General features: G+C 40.3%; 15 protein-coding genes. 12 read left to right on the forward strand and 3 right to left on the reverse strand.

The window, feature by feature from the left end; all coding sequences use genetic code 11:
• The first annotated feature begins 56 nt into the window (after nt 1-56).
• The 5 genes from QZ738_RS04900 to QZ738_RS04920 all read left to right on the forward strand — a co-directional run bounded on the left by QZ738_RS04900 (nt 57) and on the right by QZ738_RS04920 (nt 8,166).
• Nucleotides 57-1,598 (forward strand): pyridoxal-dependent decarboxylase, encoded by a 1,542-nt coding sequence (locus tag QZ738_RS04900; RefSeq protein WP_293785228.1) that lies wholly within the window; start codon nt 57-59, stop codon nt 1,596-1,598.
• Nucleotides 1,549-4,002, forward strand: coding sequence for a GNAT family N-acetyltransferase (locus QZ738_RS04905; protein WP_293785229.1), 2,454 nt, complete (start codon nt 1,549-1,551; stop codon nt 4,000-4,002). Before QZ738_RS04900 ends, QZ738_RS04905 begins: the two co-directional genes overlap by 50 nt.
• Nucleotides 4,002-5,348 carry a SidA/IucD/PvdA family monooxygenase gene (locus QZ738_RS04910; RefSeq protein ID WP_293785230.1) on the forward strand — a complete coding sequence of 449 codons (1,347 nt, stop codon included), beginning with the start codon at nt 4,002-4,004 and terminating at the stop codon, nt 5,346-5,348. The genes QZ738_RS04905 and QZ738_RS04910 overlap by 1 nt, the downstream gene beginning before the upstream one ends.
• A 202-nt stretch (nt 5,349-5,550) precedes the next feature.
• Entirely contained in the window at nt 5,551-7,329 is a 1,779-nt protein-coding gene (locus QZ738_RS04915) for an IucA/IucC family siderophore biosynthesis protein (RefSeq protein WP_293785232.1), read from the forward strand.
• 210 nt (nt 7,330-7,539) lie between these two features.
• A complete protein-coding gene (locus tag QZ738_RS04920) occupies nt 7,540-8,166 on the forward strand; it encodes a M23 family metallopeptidase (RefSeq protein ID WP_293785234.1) in 627 nt (208 codons plus the stop codon).
• A 108-nt stretch (nt 8,167-8,274) separates the two neighbouring features.
• Here QZ738_RS04920 and QZ738_RS04925 read toward each other — a convergent pair whose 3' ends face one another.
• Nucleotides 8,275-9,978: an FAD/NAD(P)-binding protein gene (locus QZ738_RS04925; protein ID WP_293785235.1), complete on the reverse strand. Its 1,704-nt coding sequence runs from the start codon at nt 9,976-9,978 to the stop codon at nt 8,275-8,277.
• A gap of 764 nt (nt 9,979-10,742) precedes the next feature.
• On the opposite strand from QZ738_RS04925, the gene QZ738_RS04930 reads away from it, so the two are divergent.
• A complete protein-coding gene (locus QZ738_RS04930) occupies nt 10,743-11,306 on the forward strand; it encodes a DUF1543 domain-containing protein (RefSeq protein WP_293785237.1) in 564 nt (187 codons plus the stop codon).
• 1 nt (nt 11,307) lies between these two features.
• Here the strand turns inward: QZ738_RS04930 and QZ738_RS04935 are convergent, their stop codons facing one another.
• On the reverse strand, nt 11,308-12,099 hold the full coding sequence (locus QZ738_RS04935) for a DUF4350 domain-containing protein (RefSeq protein WP_293785239.1): 792 nt from the start codon (nt 12,097-12,099) through the stop codon (nt 11,308-11,310).
• Nucleotides 12,100-12,355: 256 nt separating this feature from the next.
• A complete protein-coding gene (locus QZ738_RS04940; protein ID WP_293785241.1) occupies nt 12,356-12,985 on the reverse strand; it encodes a DUF4159 domain-containing protein in 630 nt (209 codons plus the stop codon).
• Between the two features lie 111 nt (nt 12,986-13,096).
• Here QZ738_RS04940 and QZ738_RS04945 point away from each other — a divergent pair, with 111 nt between their 5' ends.
• The 6 genes from QZ738_RS04945 to QZ738_RS04970 all read left to right on the forward strand — a co-directional run bounded on the left by QZ738_RS04945 (nt 13,097) and on the right by QZ738_RS04970 (nt 22,478).
• Nucleotides 13,097-14,137 carry an AAA family ATPase gene (locus tag QZ738_RS04945; protein ID WP_367268563.1) on the forward strand — a complete coding sequence of 347 codons (1,041 nt, stop codon included), beginning with the start codon at nt 13,097-13,099 and terminating at the stop codon, nt 14,135-14,137.
• A complete protein-coding gene (locus tag QZ738_RS04950; protein WP_293785243.1) occupies nt 14,134-15,021 on the forward strand; it encodes a DUF58 domain-containing protein in 888 nt (295 codons plus the stop codon). The genes QZ738_RS04945 and QZ738_RS04950 overlap by 4 nt, the downstream gene beginning before the upstream one ends.
• Before the next feature lie 3 nt (nt 15,022-15,024).
• Entirely contained in the window at nt 15,025-16,401 is a 1,377-nt protein-coding gene (locus QZ738_RS04955) for a BatA domain-containing protein (protein WP_293785245.1), read from the forward strand.
• Nucleotides 16,379-18,514 (forward strand): DUF4175 family protein, encoded by a 2,136-nt coding sequence (locus QZ738_RS04960; protein WP_293785247.1) that lies wholly within the window; start codon nt 16,379-16,381, stop codon nt 18,512-18,514. The genes QZ738_RS04955 and QZ738_RS04960 overlap by 23 nt, the downstream gene beginning before the upstream one ends.
• 2 nt (nt 18,515-18,516) lie before the next feature.
• The gene (locus QZ738_RS04965; protein WP_293785249.1) at nt 18,517-20,301 is read left to right on the forward strand and encodes a hypothetical protein; all 1,785 of its coding nucleotides are present in this window, start codon (nt 18,517-18,519) and stop codon (nt 20,299-20,301) included.
• A gap of 542 nt (nt 20,302-20,843) precedes the next feature.
• Nucleotides 20,844-22,478: a TldD/PmbA family protein gene (locus QZ738_RS04970; RefSeq protein ID WP_293785251.1), complete on the forward strand. Its 1,635-nt coding sequence runs from the start codon at nt 20,844-20,846 to the stop codon at nt 22,476-22,478.
• The last annotated feature ends 1 nt before the right edge of the window (nt 22,479 follow it).

Raw genomic sequence — 22,479 nt, forward strand, 5'->3', positions numbered from 1 at the left:
CTGTTACTTATTGCCTTTAAACTTTCACCTTTTACTTTTTGAAAAATTGAAACCAAATGCTTACATCAGACCTAGAAAAACATGAACTTATTGATTTCCTTACGGAAAGTCCGACCAAGGAAATCTTTCACCACGAAAATGAAGCAGAATATCTGCATGCGGTAGGAAAAGTTACCCAGGCGGTAAAAAAATTCCTCCTTAAAAATCAGCAACCTTTTAGTGGGGTATCGCCGTCGGAATTAAGACCACTGTTTGATTCGATCGAATTCGAAAAAACACATGCCAACTACGATGCTTTGCTGCAAGAAGTTGAACAACTTTACACCAGTCATGCGGTTGCCTTTCACCACCCAGCTTATATTGCGCATTTAAACTGCCCCATCGTGATTCCGGCGGTAGCTGCGGAAATCATGATTTCGGCCATTAATTCCTCTATAGATACCTGGGACCAAAGTGCAGGTGGTACGTTGATTGAACAAAAGCTAATTGAATGGACCTGCGATCAGATTGGCTACAGCAAAAAAGCCGATGGTATTTTTACCAGCGGTGGTACACAGAGCAATTTAATGGGACTTTTACTGGCCCGCGATCATTATTCCATTACAGTGTTAAACCACAATATTAAGGTTGAGGGACTACCCCGGGAAGCTTCCCGTTTCAGAATATTTGTCTCTGAAAAAGCGCATTTCAGTATCCAGAAAAACGCCTCACTATTAGGCTTGGGTGAAAAATCAGTGGTCAAGATCAAAACCGACCGCAGTTTCAGGATGAATACGGTTTTACTGGAAGATGCCATTAAGCGGGAAATTGCTCAGGGCAATATTCCCATTGCCATTGTAGGTACAGCAGGTACCACCGACTTCGGAAATATTGATCCGCTGAAAGAAATTGCATCCATAAGTCAAAAATACAACACCTGGTTCCATATCGACGCGGCTTATGGCTGTGGACTATTGCTGACAGACAAGTACAGAAGCTTGCTCAATGGTATCGAGCTTGCACATTCGGTTACTGTTGATTATCATAAATCGTTCTTCCAGCCGGTAAGCAGCAGTGGCTTCCTGGTGCGGGATAAAAACTTCTTCAACCTGATAACGCATCATGCTGACTATTTAAATCCAAAAGACCATGATGAGGATGGTTTGCCGAACCAGGTGAACAAATCGATACAAACCACCCGCAGATTTGATGCCCTTAAACTTTGGTTCACACTCAGAATGATGGGTAGAAACAAACTGGGTGTTTATTTTAATACGATTATTGAGACCGCAGCAAAAATTGCCGAACTATTACATTCAGATCAAGATTTTGAGCTGATGAACGAATCCGACATGAGTGCACTGGTATTCCGTTACCACCCAAAAAACCTGCACCTGAATGTCTGCGCCATGAACCAATACATCAAAAAAGCCATGTTCAATCAAGGAAAAGCATTGGTTGCCGGCACCAAAATTAACCGACAGTTCTACCTTAAGTTTACCTTACTTAACCCGCTAACTACCATCAGCGATATTGAAAACATTATTAAAATCATTAAAAAACATGGAAATGAATATGTTAGACTCAACCAGGCTTCAGCAGATTTCAGAAGAAACTAATTTTAATGCGCTTCTAAACAGTTACTGTCGGGAATTTACCAACTGGAGCCGTTATATAGGCGTCCCAAAATATGATGAACCTTTAGCCAATTACCTGCTTACCACGAATGACCGTTTGCACATTCGATTCGATTTTAGTGCTATTGGTTACGAAGTATATGCACCTTTGAAATTTTATGCCGATAGTGGCCGGCATGTATTTAATTTCCCTGTAATTGAAAGAAATATTGTTACAGATGCCATCAATCCCATCACGATATACCGGTTCATGGAACTGGCTATCCAGTTCAGTGCGCAGGAATTCGGTGCTGTTGATGCCGATCTGGTTAAACAGCGTTTGGCCAACAGCATAGAAAACCTCGAAGCATTTTTATCATTTTTTAAACAAAATGGCAAGCCTGTAAATTTTGCCAAAATGAGCTTCATCGAAGCAGAGCAATCTCTGTTTTTAGGTCACAATGCGCACCCCTTTCCTAAAGGGAGGTCTGGTTTTAACAGTAAAGAAGACCTTTTAAAATATTCGCCGGAAACGCAGGGGTCTTTCCAGCTGGCTTATTTTCTGATCTCAGCAGAAAACATTATAGAGAAAAATGCAGAAGGTTTTGACATGACCGATCTTTTTAGAATAGAGTTATTAGATAGCAATCATACGGAAATAATCAGCTTGCTCGATCAGCATCCCAATCATAAAGTAGTGCCCATGCACCCCTGGGAGGCCCAACACTTGCTTGAACTTCCGAATGTAAAAGCGATGCAGCAAGAAAAACTGCTGGTCTTTTTGGGGCATTTCGGAGAATGGTATACCCCAACATCTTCTGTTAGAACGGTTTACCACGCCTTAAGCGATTGGATGCTTAAATTTTCTTTACATGTAAAAATAACCAATTCAGAAAGGGTTAATCTGGTGCGGGAACTTCATCGCGGTTATGACGTAAGCAGATTGTTAAAAACAGCCTATGGAAAGGCTGCCAAGGCAGAATTTCCTGAAATCGAATTCATTACCGACCCTGCCTTTATCACCGTAAACTATAAGGGCGAAAACATTGATGGCTTCAATATCAGCATCAGGCATAATCCTTTTAAAGGAGAAGAAGCAGAAAAAAATGTGACCTTATTAGCAGCACTTTGCCAGGATGCTTTGCCGGGCCAAAAGCCAAGAATGGTAAACCTGATCGAAGAAGCTGCCATCAGTAAAAACAAAACCGTTACGCAAACCGCTGTAAACTGGTTTAAGCAGTATCTACATCTGTGTGTAACGCCAATTGTTGGCCTTTACAATAATTTTGGGATGGCCTTTGAGTTCCATCAGCAAAATGTAATGGTAGAACTGGATAAAAATTACTATCCTGCCAAACTTTATTTCAGAGATAATCAGGGTTTTTTCTTTAGCGATGCCCGGGCAGAAGCACTGGAAAAGGCGTGTCCGGGTATTGCTGCAGAAAGCGGCTCGATTGTTCCAAATGCATACATTCTGCCAAAACTTACTTATTATCTGCTTATTAACAATATTTTGGGTGTGGTAAATGCCATTGCAAGCAATGGTTTGGCCGAAGAAAAAAGCCTTGTAGATTTGGTTTACCTCGAATTTAAACAATTCGAAAACAGCGATACCACTGGCCTGGTCGATTATATCATCAATCGCCGCGACTGGGAAGTTAAAGGCAACCTGCTTACCAATTTATGCAACATAGACGAAGCGAGCGCCCCTATCGAAAATCCTGCTATTTACCGCGCGTTCCCGAATCCTTTAACCAAATATTTCTTCTGTGACAACCTGATCAAACCGAAAACCATGGAGGCCATGTATAGTAGGTTCTTTCCTAAAGAGGATATTACCATTACGATCCGTTCTTTCGATATAGACCGCGATCTGGAAATGGTACACGACTGGTTTAACCAGGAACATGCGAAACCGATCTGGAAAATGGACGGACCGATTAAAGCGCTGGAACTTTTTTACCGCACCTTAATTCCCGGCGACGCTTCGCACAGTTTTATAGGTGAAATTAACGGAGAGCCTAATTTTACTATCGAACCTTACTGGCCCATGCGGGATGGTGTTGGCGCTTGTTATGAAGCCCTGAGCTCTGACTATGGTTCTCACCTGTTGATTGCGCCTACTGAAAAAGACAAAAAATTTAGTTTCCCAACCGGACAGGCCATGCTGGATTTTGTTTTTGACCAGAGTATGGTTGGCAAATGTATCGGCGAGGCAGCGGTAGAAAGCAGAGCCATGCATATGTTTGGTACACGTTTGGGCTACAGGTACCAAAAAGTAATTGAAATGCCACACAAAACGGCCACGTTAACCTTCTGTTACCGTGATTGGTACTGGGAAAAATTCCCTGAGGCCAAAGCTTATGCCATGCTAAAAACAGCACAATTTGAAACGGAGGAAATATAATGCAGGAACAGAAAATATATGACATTGTTGGGATCGGAATTGGCCCCTTCAATTTAGGTTTGGCGGCTTTATGCGCGCCCATCAATAGTTTATCCACCTTGTTTTTAGATCAGGCCAGCGAGTTTAACTGGCACCCTGGAATGATGCTGAGCGATGCCACTTTACAGGTGCCTTTCCTGGCTGACCTGGTTACCATGGCCGATCCAACCAGTGCCTACAGCTTTCTAAACTACCTCAAACAAAAAGATCGCCTCTATAAATTCTACATCAGGGAAGATTTTTTTGTGCTTCGCAAAGAGTATAACGCTTATTGCAGATGGGCAATCAATCACCTGCAGAACTGCCATTTCGGGCAGAAAGTAAGTCATATCAATTACGCTGACGGCATTTATCAGGTAGAAAAAGTTGATCAGGCAACCGGCGCAACAGAAATCATTTTGACTAAAAAAATCGTACTCGGAACCGGTACGGGGCCAAAAGTACCCAATTTTATTGATCCGTTTGAACATCAAAATGTGATCCATTCTTCTGCATATTTAACATTCAAACCCACCTTGCTGAATCAAAAAACCGTAACCATTATCGGCTCCGGACAAAGTGCAGCAGAAATTTTCTACGATCTTTTGCCCGAAACTGAAAATGGATTAAAACTGAAATGGTTTACGAGACCAGATCGCTTTTTCCCTATGGAATATTCGAAACTGACACTGGAGCTTACCTCCCCCGAATATGTAGATCATTTTTATCATTTGAATGATGCCAAACGCAAACAACTGTTGGGCAAACAAAATTCTTTGTTCAAGGGAATAAATTTCGAACTGATTAACCAGATTTTTGATAAACTTTACGAATTGAGTGTTGATGGTGAAAAGGTGAATGCACAGCTGATGCCCAACTGCCAACTGAACAACTTAACAGTAAATACCGGTGGTAAATACCAACTTGAATTTTACCATACCGAAAGCGAAAAAGACTTTAATGTTGACACTGATTTTGTGATATTGGCAACTGGTTACCAATATAATGAACCTGGCTTTTTATCCGGCATCAATGATCGGATAACACGCAATGCCGATGGTCTTTTCAACGTACACCGCAACTATGCTATTGATGTAAACGGAAACGAAGTTTTTGTTCAAAATGCCGAATTGCATACCCATGGATTCGTGACACCGGACCTGGGCATGGGCGCCTACCGCAATGCCTCCATCATTAATGCCATATTCGGTTTCGAAATCTATCCGGTAGAAAAACGAATTGCGTTTCAACAGTTTAGTGTAGATGAGGAGCAGCAGGAAGATGAGTTTGCGGAAGCAGATTTACAATTGGCTGGTCGGGATTTGTAATCCGACCAGTGAGCAGGATTTTAAATCAGGAATACAAAAAATCCAGATTGCAAATCTGGACTAACAACTATGTTGGTCGGGATTTGTAATCCCGACCATAAAGAATTGATTTCATAAAACAAATCAATCCGGATTACAAATCCGGACTAACAATAACTTAAAAAATACCATGAATTACAACAATTTCAATCACATAAAACCTTTGAAAAAAGAAATTTGGGATAGGGTAAACCTAAACTATATAGCAAAATCGATTGTGGAGTTGATGCACGAGAAATTAGCTGAACCAACGCTGATCAATACGGATGAACAGGGAAATTCTGAGTTCCGTCTGGCTACAGATACCAATCATGTTTATTATACTTTCTCTGGTCAATTGCGTGCTTTAGATTATCTGCATATTGATAAAAAGAGTATCAAAAAATTTGTCGACGGTGAGCGCGTAGCCGTAAACAATGCACCTGCTTTTTATACCGAATTACAGCAAACCTTTGGGGTTAAACCCTTTACCTTGGCCCATTTTATTGAAGAAACACTAAATACCTTATATGCGGACGCCTATATCCACGAAAAAGGCCGTTTAACAGCTGATGAACTGGCCAACTCCGACTACCAAACCATTGAGCATCAGATGGATGGACATCCCTGGGCAACAATCAATAAAGGGAGGATCGGTTTTAACCATAGCGATCAGGGCAAATATGCGCCTGAAGCCGCGCAGAAAACACAACTGGCCTGGTTAGCCGTACATCAATCGAGGGCAACCTTTAAAAGTATTGAAAGTATTTCTCCATTTTCTTTCTATAATGAAGAACTCAGCTTAAAGCAAGTGCACGATTTTAATCAGGTATTGATCCAACAGCAGCTGCGGCCCGATGATTATCTTTTTATACCCGTGCACGAATGGCAATGGAACAATAAAATCGTATTACAGCTTGCACACGATATCGCCCATCAGCTGATTATTCCGGTAGGTATTGGTAATGATGAATACATGTGCCAGAACAGTATCCGTACTTTCTTTAACGTAAGTCAACCCAAAAAGCACTACGTAAAAACGGCCATATCAATCTTAAATACTTCCATTTTCAGAGGGTTATCGCCAAAAAAACTGGCTATTGCGCCAAGAGTAACCCAATGGGCAAAAGATATGCTGCAAGGCGATGAATATTTAAAACAGACACGGGTGGTACTTTTAGGAGAGGTAGCAACCGTAGCCTATACACATCCGCAATACAGTGAAATACCTGGTTCACCTTATCAATACCAGGAATTTTTAGGTGCAATCTGGCGGGAAAGTGCAGAAAATTACTTGCTTGAGGGCGAAAACATGATGACGATGGCCAGTTTACTTTATGTCGATGACAAGGGCAAAAGTATGGTTGAAGCACTGATCGAAAAATCAGGATTAGATGCGTCCAGCTGGTTAAATGCCTATTTATCAGCTTATCTGAAACCAGTGTTAAGGATTTTTTACAAACATGCTTTTTTCTTCAGTCCACATGGAGAAAACACCATTTTGGTAATGAAAAACGGCATACCACAACGCATTATCATCAAAGATTTTGTAGAGGAGATTGTGTTAACAGAAGAATCAAAATCAAAGTTACCGAATGACCTGGTGGATATTCTAAGAGAAATTAATGATGAGTTGGCGCCTTTATTTATTCTTTCGGGCATCTTTGATGCCGTTTTTAGGTATCTAAGCAACATTTTCCACAGTTATGTGGGAATGGACGAAAAACAATTCTGGCGTCAGGTGGCAGATGTAATTCTAGCATTTCAACAGGAAAACCCAGAATTAGCCTCAAAATTTGAAAAATTCGACCTTTTTGTACCTGAATTTATCAGGGTTTGCATTAATAGGGTAAGGTTGTTGACACATGGTTACAGCGAAAGTACCGATGTTCCGGTTCCGGAATTAATTGGCACTTTGCTTAACCCGGCTGCGGAAGCTTTGAAAGAGGATATTTTGGTGTAATTATTTTACCGTGGAGTTAGTTACCATCTGACTGTATCTGCCTAAACTATTTGAATCAGTGGCAGATGTTACCATCTACCACCGCGAAAATCTAATAAGGAACTTCATTTCGAGCGTAGTAAAACGCAATCGAGATGAAGATCCTTTTTTTAAACTATAAAAATAGTTTACCCTAAAAAATCATTATCTTGCCCTAAATTAATCCCTGGCATGAAAACAAAATTATTTCTTTTTTTATCTATTTTATTATTCGAAACGCCAACCATTGAAAAAGACCGCGATCGCTGGAAACCTTATTACACGGATGCGTCTCCGGCAAAAACAGCCGATCAGTGGTTCCTACCCTTTGATTTGGTTAACCGAAAAAAAGTAAATAACATCAGAATCATCAGCATTTTTGGCGATCACCGCGACAGTTATTTTAAAGGCCATATCCATACGGCCATAGATATCAATCCTACTCAACCCAAAACCAAACTCGTTGGCGTTTATGCCATGGCGAACGGAATAGTTTGCTCTGTACATTTGGGTGAAAATCAACGTACTGTGGTGGTTAAACATAAACTCCCTAACGGCCAAATGATGTTTACCTCTTACAAACACCTGAAAGAAGTTTATGTAAGCAACGGTCAGGCGGTAGATCAAAATACGAAATTAGCAAGGTTATTTACACCGCAGGAAAGTAAAAAGTATGGTGGCGATTACCACCATCTTCATTTGGAAATCAGGAAAAAATTTGATGATTATGGCTGTGCAAGCTGGTTAACTTTTAATAATACGCAATTGAATGAACGGTTTTATAATCCTCAGGTATTTATAAAGGAACACATCAAATAGCTGTAAATTAAAAAACAAGGCCTTTACCAAAGGTATTGAGGAACCAGTATAGATAGTCCATAAAATTAGATCCTATCTATACTCTTTAAGTGAAAATAACTGGAATTTTTAGCTCAAAATACGGTCCAACACCGCTCCTGATGCTGCTTCACAGAAATCGATGCCGGAATAATCCGGATTATAACCTCCTATGTACGGAACGGCCATGATGTAGATTCTTTCATTCGCATGGCCAGCTTCATCAACCACCTGAAAATGATCGTTGATGGTAATACCGGGAACGGTTAAGAAATAATCCTCGCCATTTTTGATTACCAAATCATTGCGCTTCATTTCCTTCTCCCCTATTTCGGCAGATTTGAATTTTAGCTTCGCCGGACTAATAGTGCTATTGGTTATTAAGCTTTTAAAAGGGAAGTCGTCAAAAGAAAGATGAGGCTGGCCAATACAATCAATAAAGGTATCAAAATGGACGGTGACCTTTTTATCATTTACCTTATAATGATAATCTGCACCCCCAGTTTTTAAGGGCTCTACTTCGGCATCATCGCCAACGGCAACAATGCTTAATACGCCTGCATCATGAAGGGCCAAAAGCTCCCTGCACGAGCTTTGCGGCACAAATGCAATTACAATGGAGATGAGTGGCATCAATACTTTTTGCAAACGTTCCATATCCTCTGCAGAAAGGTATTTTGCAGGATAGTTCATTGCGAAGCTTAAAATGGCGAGCGCTTCTTTCCAATATATGGATTTCCTTTTCTCGATCGATTTTTCTGCTTCATCGTATTCTTTTTTGAAAAGGTCAAATGGTTCCATTTTTTCACGATAGTCCATCATGGCGCCGACAAACTCTTCCAGGTCCATATCTTTGATCTTTTTATAAAAAACAGGATCTTTTTCAATGAACATCTCTTTGAAATTCTTCTCAAATACAAAATCTAAAGGTAAAAAACCTCCATTTTCTTTTATGCTTTGCTGGATTTCTGCTTTGCTCAGTGTTTCTTCTTTGCCTAAATGAGAATCTTCCAGATGAAACCTCACCGCCGGCAATAGGCCGCTGCGCGAGTGCATCACGATTTTAAAACCCTTATTATCTGTCTGGTAAGAATAGGTACCATCTTCATTATCGGTAAACTTTCCGTTTTTCCGGGCCAGGGTTCTTAAGGCATCAATCGCAGTTAATGATGAACCCATAATGCCAACGGCGTGGTTCACCTCCAATGCTACTTTTTTGGGTGGATAGGGAGAATCAAAATAATCAGGGATTTTACCTTCGTATTTTTTTGGCCAATTATGACCTGTACAGATGATGATCAGATCAAAACAGGCTTTTTCCTGCCCTTGAACGCTTACCGCGACCTGGTGATCTGCAGGAGAATCGATAATATCATCCACTGTGCAGTTTAAATGCACATGGGTTTTAATACCTTTATTTTCTGCAACTTCTTTTAACAAACTAAACTGAGCGGAAAGGTATTCACCAAAAAACAATCGGGGTAATACCTTGTACTCGTTAAATCTATCTGCATCGATATCAAACTTTTTTAAAATTTCTTTTGGCGCGATTTTCACCCAATCTTCAATGGAGTTGAATATAATCGGAATTTCATTGTCAGACACATTCGTAATATGCTCAACATCTGCCCCTTCGGCACTATAAGGCATGCCAGCCCCCAAATAGTCTTTGCGTTCGAATATCTCGATCTCAAAGTTGTGGTTTTTAGATTCAATTAATCTTTTGTACATGAACAAACCACTTGGGCCGCCACCGATAATGGCAATTTTCTTTTTTGCTGTTTTCGTATCCATTTGTAACAGATACAATCTTTAAAAAAGGAAATTGTTTTGGATTGATGGAAAATTAAAATGAGATGATTAATTAAACAACATATTTGTTCTAGTTCCCCCTCCCAATGCGGTATTTTCAAAAACGGTACCGATCCACCGCCGCCTATTGGCTTGTTCTATTTGGCGTCAATATTTGATTAAATTTTATCCGGAGCGCAGGGCTTTTGCAAAACATAGGCGATTGCTCCCGTCTTTCGCTTTTACGCTTCGCTTCCTCGTGCCTCGTTGCTGCAGGGTAACACTTCAGCCCCCGCCTGCAACGGGCAGGAGGGCTAAGTGACTTCGACAGTATTTCATATTAGTGCTGGCAGGGCGCATAAACTTTGTTCCTAAACCCGACAACAGCGGCAGCCTCCGATTTTTTCTATCGGAGCTATAGCGAATGGCGGGACTACCTACCGCCAAGAACCACATTCGTTCATTTTCTAAATATGCCATTTATTTCGGTCGATGAGAAAACAGAAGATAAGATAAAATTGGATGCTGTAAATGGTAGCGAACTCGAAGGATCAGTTAGGATCAAAATTCCGAAATGCTATTGAGCATGAGATGCTTCGACCCATTGCACGCTGCAAATTGATCTCTACGTCTATCTGCTTAAAAAACGAAGAAAATCCCAAAATCTAAGAACCTATTTGGCTTAATGCTGTTAAAAGAGGTAAGTTTTTATTAATGATCGAAATTGAATGATAAACGCCGGAAGGTATCAATGAACTAATATACTGATGAACGATTTAAAATTATATATGATTTTATTGGGCTCAAAAGCCCCAAAACGAAATGTAGAGCAACATGATTATTTCTTTGGCATAGCCCCTTCACTAAAAGATCTTGTTCCGGAGATTAAAGCATTCTGGCCTGAGGCGGGAACCAGCCTGCACATTGACGGTTGGCGGGAAGTAAATAAAGTTGATGATTATGAAATAAAAATCGGGTTACGTGATGAGCATACCCTACCTTCTCTACATAAATTATTCTTTATTAACCTTGGCGGCTATTTAAGTAATCAGTTATACGAACAGCATCATATTGTATTATCAGTACACGATGAAAGGGCAAAAGCGATACAGGAAGCGAAGAAAACGGTGTTTTTTAAAACCAATTCCATTAGAGGTGCCAATTCTCATATTGACGAAAAGTATGGCATTGATGTAGATGATATTTATAAGATTGAAGATATTTTGAGTGATCAATCAAAACAAAAATATCATATTCAAATAAAACCATCCTCAGGCGATTTACCCGAAGATGAAATACAGTTAGGTTATTTTAAGCTGGATAAACTTTAAATTATTTACGGGCAAGTTTTTTTAACCATTTTACCAGATCGACAGCTGCTTTATCGTTTTCAAAGCCCATTTCTTTTGGCAAACGGCCATTAACATATTCATCGTATAACCAGGGGTCGGCAATGGAAACTACATTACCTTTGCCATATTGAGCATGGGCGATAACTGTTGCGCCGGCATTATTTTTTAATACTGGTTTGGTAGCGCCTTTGGTTTCAATGGCGCAAACATCTTTCATAAATATTTTTTGCGCGGTTTTAAACACAGGATTATTTTTGATAGAAATAGCTCCGTCTTCAAAATGATTGTCATCAATCACATAATTTTGAAGATCATTGGTAAAGTGCATGCCAAATACATTGGCCAGTTTATTGAAGTGCAGCAATTCTACATTAGCGCTATCGTTAGCAAACATTACCAATACGCCACCCTGCTTTACCCAATCAGAAATTGCAGCAACATGGCTAGCCTCGATGTAATTCGGCTTCGGGTTTTCTTTCAAACGATCTGGATCTACAATTAAATAGACATCACTTTCCTTTAAATTGGCCAATGTTGGGGCTGTTTCAAGAGAATCCAATTTAAATCCTTCTTTTTTAAATACACTACCTAAAATTGAAAAACCGCTCATTGCGCGCTCACCCCACAGATAATGAAAACGAACGTCTTTACCCTGTTTATCTTTATGGGTTTCGCGATTGAAGAAATAATCTAAAGTAACTGTTTGCGCACTTGCCACAATAGCAGAACAGATTAAAACAGAGAGCGCGCAAGCCCTAAAAAGCATCTTCATAAACATATCGGATTAATTATAATCACCCAAAAATATAAAATTTAGCGATAATGAAACGTTATATGTGGCTTTTAAAGATATCTTGATGATAAAACGTTGAACGATGTGTGCAGGACTGGATTTTTTGAAAACGTTGCGATAGCTATCACAATTCAAGGCTGTTGAAACTCATCAAGCAAAAGATTAAAGCCTGGCAGATGGTAAATCTGACAGCACTGAGACTAATTAACTGAAAATTACTCACTGAAAACTGTAGCTAACTGTTAACACCCATGGCATACAGGATAATATTTACCCCGAATTTTGTATTGTCTTCGGCTAAAAAGCGTTTGTTCCTGAAATCGTAATCCCATTCGCAACCATAATCTTTATTGCTGTACAATACCCCTATCCTGTTGTTAACGGTAATGGCTTTCAGATAATCGTGCACCAGATCATCGCCCCAGCCGTTCAGTTCGAAAGAAGTGGTAGGTGGCCCCTTCTCAAACTTAAAAAATGCGCTGTAAATCCCGTGGTTATTGGGAATTTTCTTTAACGCCTGAGGGCCAAAAAGGTTACTCATCTGGGTTTCGAAAGATCGGGCAAACAAACCGTCAATATCGTGATTGCAATCATCAACAAAAACGAAACCCCCATTATGTACATAGGTTTTAAAATTCACAGCTTCCTGCTGCGTAAACTGAACCAGTTTATGTCCGCTTAAATAACAAAAAGGATATTTAAATAAATCGCGGCTGCTTAATTCTACAATTTTCTCTTCTTCATCTAACGGAATGGTAGTATATTCCAACAAAGAATTTAACAGATTAGAGGGCATGCGCTGGTCGGTATCCCAGTCGCCTGAATTATATTTTATCCTCGCAAATGTGAATTTAGCTCGTTGCACAGTCTAAAATTACCTTCATTTTTTATTATTCGTACTTTTTAACCAAATTATCTTGTAAATTTTTTGATATTCTTCTTTTATGACTAAAACTATCTGTCAATATGCGCTATATTGAAGCTCCATATCATTATACGTAAAAAGTCAACCATTTTGGAGCGTTCAGAAAACAACCTAAAAATATTGATCGGTAAGATCTCCCTGTTAAAAAGCGAAATACAGAAGGTAATTGTTGGTCAGGATGTAATTATCGAAGAAATGCTGATTGCATTGATGGCTGGTGGGCACTGCCTGTTGGAAGGAGTACCTGGTTTAGCCAAAACATTAATGGTAAGAACCCTATCTGAGGCATTAGATCTTTCTTTCAGAAGAATCCAGTTTACGCCCGATTTAATGCCTACCGATATTGTAGGTACTGAAATACTGGAAGAAGATCATGTGACCGGAAAACGCTTCTTTAAATTTAATAAAGGACCATTATTTGCCAATATTATTCTGGCTGATGAGGTGAACAGGACTCCCCCAAAAACACAATCGGCTTTGTTAGAGGCCATGCAGGAATTTGAAATAACCTATGGCGGGCAAACTTATCCTTTAGACCGTCCGTTTTTTATCCTCGCTACCCAAAACCCTATTGAACAGGCCGGAACCTACCCGCTGCCCGAGGCGCAGCTGGATCGTTTTCTGTTATACATCAAAATCGGGTACCCTACTGCTGCTGAAGAAACCCAGATTTTAAGCAGTACTACGGGCAGTAAAAAAGTTATCATCAACCCGATTATCGGTGCCGGGGAAATTCAGGAACTCCAGGCCATCACCCGCGAGGTAAGCATCAGCGACGACCTCATTACCTATGTAAGCGAAATGATCCGTGCCAGCCGGCCTGATACCACCACGGTAAATTTTGTAAAAGAATGGGTACGCTGGGGTGCAGGTCCGCGGGCCGGGCAGGCCCTGATTTTAACAGCGAAAGCAAGAGCTTTATTTAAAGGCAGATACGCGGTAATTACCGAAGATTTACAAGCTATGGCCTATCCGGTATTGCGGCACCGGATATTAATGAACTTTAAGGCAGAGGCCGAAAATATATCATCAGATCAGGTTACCAACGAACTGATCAAAGGCATTTCGAAACCAAAAGTCAATATTGAATGAGTAAGCTGCTCGATCCGAAAATATTAATGGCCATTAAAGACCTCTCCTTATCGGCTAAAATGACGATTGATGGGTTTATGAATGGTATTAATAAAAGTACCCTAAAAGGTGCGGGGTTAGAGTTTAGTCAATACAGAAGTTACCAACCCGGCGACGATCTGCGCTCACTCGATTGGAAAATGTTTGCCCGTTCAGATCGCTATTATATTCGTGAATCGGAAGTGGAAACCAATATTTCCGTGCGTATTCTGATAGATGCCAGTGCATCGATGAACCATAGCGACGGCGATTTCAAAAAAATAGATTATGCCCGCTATCTCGGTGCGTCATTAGCTTACCTGGCCAATTTACAGGGGGATGCGATTGGACTGTATGTACTCAAGAATAGTGGCATCTTTTCTATGACAGCCAGGCAGGATTATCAGCATTTGGCCAGGTTATTTTATCAATTGGAACAGATCGTTCCTGATGGAACTTTTACCCAACCTGTACATTATAAAGAATTATTTGCCGGTACCCAAAAACGCGAATTGCTCATTTTCCTGACTGACCTTTATCAAAAAGACGATGAGATTTTCAAATTACTGGACACGCTAAATTCGTTAAGGCATGAGATTGTGGTTTTTCATGTGTTATCGAGAAATGAATTTGATCTCGATTTTAAAGGTTACAACACCTTTGAAGACTTAGAAACGGGCGAAACGATCCAGATTGACCAGAAAAAAGCAAGGGCCGATTATAAAAATAAATTCGCTGCTTATTTAAAGAAAACGAGGGTTAATATGCTCGACAGAGGGATTTCTTACCGGACCATTTGTAGCGATGAACCTTTAGATGAGGCTTTAAGAGATTTTTTAAAACAAAGAAGTAAACTTAGAATTTAACCCGTGCATTTTTTATATCCCATAGGTTTATTGGCACTGGCCGGATTAATTGTTCCGTTCATTATTCACCTGTGGAATGTTAAACAGGGCAAAACCATTAAAATTGGCAGCATTGCACTGCTTGGTGAAAGTTCGAGAGCAAGCGCTAGAAGCTTTAAAATTAACGACTGGTTATTGTTGCTACTTCGCTGTTTGCTTTTGGCACTATTGGCATTTCTTATGGCAAAGCCATATTTAAAAAAAATAGCCATGGCCGAAAAGAGAACCGGCTGGGTTTTGCTCGATAGGGCTACTTTTAAACAGGTTTTCGAGTCAAATAAAAAAACGATCGATTCACTGCTAAAAAAGGGATACGAAATCCATGATTTTAATGTGGGCTTTAAGACTTTAACTTTAAAAGATACGGCTGATGATCAAACAAAACCAGCAACTAACCTCAGCTTTACTGCCTTACTCCATGCAGCTGATCAGTTCGTTCCGGCAAGGGCGAATGTTTATTTATTTGCCAATCGGCGCTTAACCTATTTTGGCAACGAACTACCGGTCCTTAATTACAAATTGAATTGGGTCCCTTTAAATCAAACCGATAGCTTAAGCAGCTGGATTACCGGATATGCAGAAGAAAAATATGAAGCGAAATCAAGCCCATCCAGTACTACTTACCGAAATTTAAATTCAGGAGATTTAAAACCGATAAATGTTGCCTTACATCAGGCTCCGGGAACTGCAGATGGCAAATATCTTATTGCTGCCTTAAAAGCAATCGGTAGTTTCACCAACCGGAAAATCATGATCAATTCACCCGCTGCAAAAGCTGATATTGGTTTTTGGCTATCAGGTGATGCAGCGACCGCCAAATTCAAATCTTCTATCACCACAAATGGAATCCTGTTGCAATATAAAAACGGGAAAGTAATTGACGAGCCTTCATTTATCAACCTGGACGGTCGCCATGTTAAATTGAGTAAAAGAATTGCCTCAGCCAATAACACCAAAAAAATATGGAGCGATGGTTTCGGGAATGCCATATTGACCAAAGAAAAAGCTGATGGGTTACGTATTTTCCACTTTTACAGCCGCTTCAATCCGGCATGGAATGAGCTGGTTTGGGATGGTTTATTTGTGAAAGCATTAATGCCAATGGTAATCAGCCCTGAAAATACGGCAGATTTTGGCTTTGAAAACAGCCCTGCCGATCAGCGACGTGTATCTGCCAGACAAAATAATGTGTTTCAGACCGACAAAACCAATCCCATAACAAAAATCGTCCAAAATGTACCAATTCAACCTTTATTTTGGGCAGCTGCCTTATTGATTTTTGTAACTGAACGGATTTTATCATTCAGAAAAAAACCAGATGATGTTAAAAACGGAAGGTAAAAATTGGATCCGTAACTTAAGGATAAAATGGATTAGCTTTTATCTGATTGGCATGGCTTCCATTGCCCTGGCCATCGCTTTGGTTTTATCCTTTATTGGCATTTACCTGCTACATTTTTCTCCATGGCTTTTTGCAGTGGTTTTTCCTGTAGTGCTGGGCATCCTTTTATACATAAAACCCATTTGGAAAATCAACGAGAACGATATTTCGCGTTTTATAAATAACCGATATCCAGAGCTGGAAGAAAGTGCCCATCTGCTACTGCAAAATCAGGCTGATTTATCCCTGCTACAACAATTACAGCGCAACAAGATCGAAAACATCATTACTACACTGGCGCAGCCAAAAGAGCCTGTCAAAAAATTATATTCAGGCTTAGTAATCCTGTTAGCAGGCCTACTGCTCAGTTTTGGTGTTACTCAGATACCCTTGCGCAAAAGTGTTTTTTTAAAAGACCGCGAAAAGGCAGATCAAACGCAACCGATCAAAGAAAACATCCCGGCAGAGATTTCCGCTTTCAATGTGACCATCATTCCGCCAGCCTACACTCAAAAAGCCGGGCGTAAGCAAAAACAGTTTACCATTACTGCAGAAACAGGTGCCCGAATAAACTGGAACATAGAAACGAATATCGGTATTAGAAAATTGAAACTTATTTTTAACAATAGTGAAACTGTGCCTTTAAAAGCTTTAAACGCTGCACACACACAATGGACTTTCGGCAAAACCGTCCAAAAATCTGGTTTTTACCAGCTGGATCTTGATGGTAGAAAATCAGATCTCTACCAGATGGAAGTCATTCCAGACCTGCCGGTAAATATTAAAATTACCCAGCCAAAACAGCACACGACTATTGACATCGGCCAGCCACAAAAGATTAACCTGAAGGTGTTGCTAACGGATGATTATGGCATTAACGATGCTTTTATATCAGCTACAATGGCCAGCGGCAAAGGTGAGGGCGTGAGCTTTACTGAGAAAAAACTATCATTTGATAAAAATTTTGGCAACAGGAAGAGCATTTCCCTGGAGAAATTGATTGATTTAAAAAGCCTGGGCATGAAACCCGGCGATGAACTTTATTTTTTCATCAAAGCGATGGACAACCATGGCCAATCAAGCCGTTCGGATGTGTATTTCGTTTCCATTGCAGATACTGCTGAATTAATGAGTTTAGCCGGAATGACCAATGGTGTTAATCTGGTTCCGGAATATTTCAGAAGTGAAAGGCAGATCATTATCGATACCGAAAAATTATTAAAAGAACAATCATCCATACCCGTACAAACCTTTAAAAACAGAAGTAACGACATTGGTATTGACCAGAAGCTATTGCGCTTACGTTACGGACAGTTTTTGAGCGAAGAGAACGAAACTGAAATTGGTGGCGATCATGATGACCACGACGAACATGCGGCCCATAAGGTTGAGGATGAAAAGTTTGGTGATGTGACCAACATTATGGACAAATACGCTCATAAACATGATATTGCGGAAGACGCTACCTTTTTCGAGCCTGAAATAAAAGCACAGTTAAAAGCGGTTTTAACCGAAATGTGGAATGCTGAACTACGTTTGCGAACTTATAAACCACAGGAAGCTTTGCCTTATGAATATAAAGCACTCCGGTTACTGAAAGATCTGCAACAGAAATCGCGTGCCTATGTAGCTAAAACGACGGTGAAAACGGCAGCCCTAAAACCTGAAAAACGTTTAAGTGGTGAGCTGGATAAAATTACCCAGCCGGTACAAAAAATGTCTTTTGAGCAAAAAGAAAAGAGAATAGCCACACTTAAAATAGCATTAGCACGATTAGAAAACAGGAAGACAGGCAAAAAATTTACAGCGCAAGATCAGTTCATACTCAACCAAACGGAAAAATACATGATTGGTGCCGCTGCCGATCATCCCGCTACTTATCTGAATGCACTTAGCAGTTTAAGGAAATTGAGCACAAACAAAAATCCGATAATCAGCGATATAGATCAGGTTCAACAAGCCATACAAAAAATGATCAGTACCGAAATCCCAAAACCGCTGATGCAGCATGCTGCCCCGGCCTCGGCTTTGTATCAAAACTATTTTAAAAACCTAAATAAAACCGACAGATAGCTATGGAATTTAAATATATCGCTATGTTGGCAGGCTTGATTCTGTTGGCTTTTCTGATTTATAAAGAGCTACGTAGGCTAAATAAAGCAAGATTGATCTGGCGTATTCTTGCCAGTATTATTGCAGTAAGCTGTTTTGTACTTTTAATGGTACCAATCAGATACGAAACGCATGTGCCACAAAGTGCAGATGAGGTTATTCTAATCACCGCTGGCACTCATCCGGATTCGATTAGCGGCCTGAAAGGAAAAAAATATGCATTATCTCCCTCGAACATAAAAAATACGAAAACAATAAACATTCCTGATCTCTCCTATTTCTTAAAATCAAATCCAAATATCAGGAAACTGAGCATTTACGGCTACGGATTAAATGCAGCTGAATTGGCACAACTCGAAGGGTATCGGATCACCTTCCACCCCTCGGCTAATCCCACCGGGATAATCGCGGCCAATTGGCCAGGCAAATTAAAAACCTCCGAATTATGGCAGGTTCAGGGCACTTACCAGAATTCAGGAAGCGAAACCGTTAAACTTTTGCTTAAAGGCCTGGGCAAAACCGTAGATTCAATCGTTATTGGAGCAAAATCGAAGAAAACCTTTTCCTTTAAAACGACCCCAAAACAAACGGGAAATGCTGTTTACGAATTCGTTAGTCTGCAGAAAAACGATACACTGGCAAAAGAACCAGTGCCTGTAGAAGTTGTTGACGAAGCACCGATGAGGCTATTATTACTGGCCTCGTTTCCAGATTTTGAATATAAATTTTTAAAAAACTGGCTTTCTGAAAACCAATATCCATTGGCTTTCAGAAGCCGGATCAGTAAAAACAAATATGCTTTCGACTTTCTGAATCTTGATAGCGTCAATCTTAACAGGACCAATACTTCATCGTTAAAAAAATTCGATGTGCTTGTTATTGATGAAGAAGAATTAGCTGCTATCAGTCCAGATGAAAAGTCATCAATAGATCTTGCCGTTCAAAGCGGAATGGGTTTATTGATCAGGGTGGCTGACCTGAAAGCTTCAACAACACTCAGTGCCAGGTTTAGCAGGTTCGAATCCCCTGCCTTAAAAGGGAAGACCCTAAATCTGACATTTGCAGCAGATCGTTTCAAATTTAACCCATTGCCGATAGAACAAGCTTTATTTTTAAAGTCTGATCCAAATGATCAGCCTCTTATGATGGAGCCCAATGGAAAAATAGTGGTCAGTAGCTCCATTAACGGTTATGGTAAAGTGTTGGTTTCTACCCTTTCTGCTACATACCATTGGTTACTATCAGGGCAAAAAACTGATTATGCCACCTTTTGGTCTAAGCTTTTAGCCAATGCAGCAAGAAAAAGGAATGATATGCTCACCGTAAATGTTATTCCGCAATTCCCCGTGATCAATCAAAAATTGCGGATTGTTACAGATTTGGATGTATCAGATCGAATACCAACATTAAAAATGGATAGTATTTTACTTAGTCCACGGCAAAATATGGTACTTCCTTTTCAATGGGATGCTTTTTACTGGCCGCAAAAGCCAGGTTGGACGAATTTGCAAGTGAATCAAATCATCGAACCAATATACATTTATAAAAAAACCGATTGGCAAGCACTCAAAAACCAGCAAAAGCTGGATGAAACAAATCAGTTTGTAAAAAACCGCAGTACGACAGAAACTAAAAGCGAAGTAACCAACGACGTTTTAGAAGAAGAGGTTTCGAAGTGGTGGTTTTTTATCGGATTTTTATTGGCTGCGAGCTTTTTATGGTATGAGGGAAGGATTTTGGCTGGTTAAGAATTTGTTTAGCTGTCATGCTGCCCACGCTCGTTTTTTAACGAGTGTTTAATAGTACGACGTTTATCACAATGGCATCGTATAGCTATTTTTGAATTCATTAAAACAAGCAATCAAGAAAAATTAATGATGCGCATTATAAGTTACATTAATAAAAGATTCCTCGCTGCGCACAGAGTGACAACAAATATATGCTGCTCACGCTCGTTTTTAACGAGCGTTTAATAATTCATCGTTTATAACGATATAACCGCAAAACTATTTCTGCGCTCGTTTGGAAGCGAGCGCGGGCGAAAAACCGCCTGTGCGGACAGGCCTGCCCGTACAGGCGGGGAAAGATTTTATTATAGCCTTATCCATTACACAACTGATGAAAAACCCAGTAATTTCAGTCGAAATAACGAAATGAGCTACATTAAAAACACCTAAACAGAAAAAAACATCTCTTATTTCCCTTTGAAACTAAAATGTTATAATCAAATTTCCATTTTTAGCTGCATAATTGGCTATATTGAAAACGTAAACTAACTAAACTCAACCAATTGAAAAGAAAAGACTTTCTCTACCTATCCGGAATGGGTATGGGTGCCCTGCTTCTGCCCGACCTTTCTGCATTCGGAACTCCAATAGCCCCCTTACAGGCGCTAGAAGGTGTAGATGTAAAAATTAAAAAGGAACTGGCCGATGTTGCACTAAATGCAGCGAAATCAAAAGGCGCAAGTTATGCTGATATCCGCATCGGGCGTTACCTGAACCAATTTGTGGCCACCCGCGAAAAACGGGTCCAAGGTGTAGCCAATACCGAATCGTATGGTGTGGGCATCCGTGTGTTGGTTAATGGTTGCTGGGGATTTGCCGCTACAAACAATGTAACCAAAGATGCCATTGCCAAAGCAGCCGAACAAGCAGTTGCAGTTGCAAAAGCCAATGCCAAAATACAGGGTGAACCGGTTCAACTGGCACCCCAAAAAGGTTATGGAGAAGTAAGCTGGAAAACTCCCATCGAAATTAATGCCTTCGAAGTTCCGGTAAAGGAAAAAGTAGACCTGCTTTTAAATGTGAACGATGCGGCCATGCAAAATGGCGCCAATTTTGTGAATTCCGTTATTTTCGCGGTGAATGAGCAAAAATACTTCGCCTCAACCGATGGTTCTTACATCGATCAGGATGTTCATCGCATTTACCCTACTTTTAACGTTACCAAGGTTGACCGTGAATCGGGTAAATTTAAAACCCGTAATGCGTTGAGTGCTCCTTCTGGTATGGGTTACGAATATATGCACGCCCGACCTGAAGATAAAGTTACCGGTATCGTTACGCGCTATAAAGGTCGTTACGATATGCTCGAAGATGTAAAGGAAGCAGCCCGTGTAGCTACAGAAAAAGTAAAAGCAAAATCCGTTGAACCAGGCAAATACGACCTCGTTTTAGATCCTTCGCACCTATGGTTAACCATTCATGAATCGGTTGGCCACCCAACAGAGTTAGACCGCGTTTTAGGTTATGAAGCCAATTATGCCGGAACGAGTTTCCTGACATTGGATAAATGGGAATCGAAAAAATTCAAATTTGGCAGCGATAAAGTAAACATTGTGGCCGATAAAACGCAGGTTGGATCGTTAGGTGCTGTAGGATATGATGATGAGGGTGTAAAATGCAAAAAATGGAATCTGATCAAAGACGGTATTTTGGTCAGTTACCAGGCCATCCGCGATCAGGCACATATTATCGGTTTAACCGAATCGAACGGCTGCTGTTACTCACAAGGCTGGGATGATGTTCAGTTTCAGCGCATGCCAAATGTTTCACTACAGCCGGGCAAAGAAAAACTAATTGTGGATGAGATGATCAAAAACGTTGAAAAAGGCATTTACATCATCGGCGACGGAAGTTTCTCTATTGATCAGCAACGTTACAATTTCCAGTTCGGCGGACAAATTTTCTATGAAATTAAGCAAGGTAAGATTGTAGGCATGCTAAATGATGTAGCTTACCAGGCTAACACACAAGAGTTCTGGAACTCCTGCAATGCCATCTGCGATGAAAGCGACTACCGTTTGGGCGGCTCTTTCAATGATGGAAAAGGTCAGCCTTCTCAAAGCAGTGCCGTGTCGCATGGCAGTGCCACCACCAGGTTTAACGGAGTCAATGTTATCAATACAGCAAGAAAAATATAAT

This window comes from uncultured Pedobacter sp. (genome assembly GCF_913776295.1).
Lineage (GTDB): Bacteria > Bacteroidota > Bacteroidia > Sphingobacteriales > Sphingobacteriaceae > Pedobacter.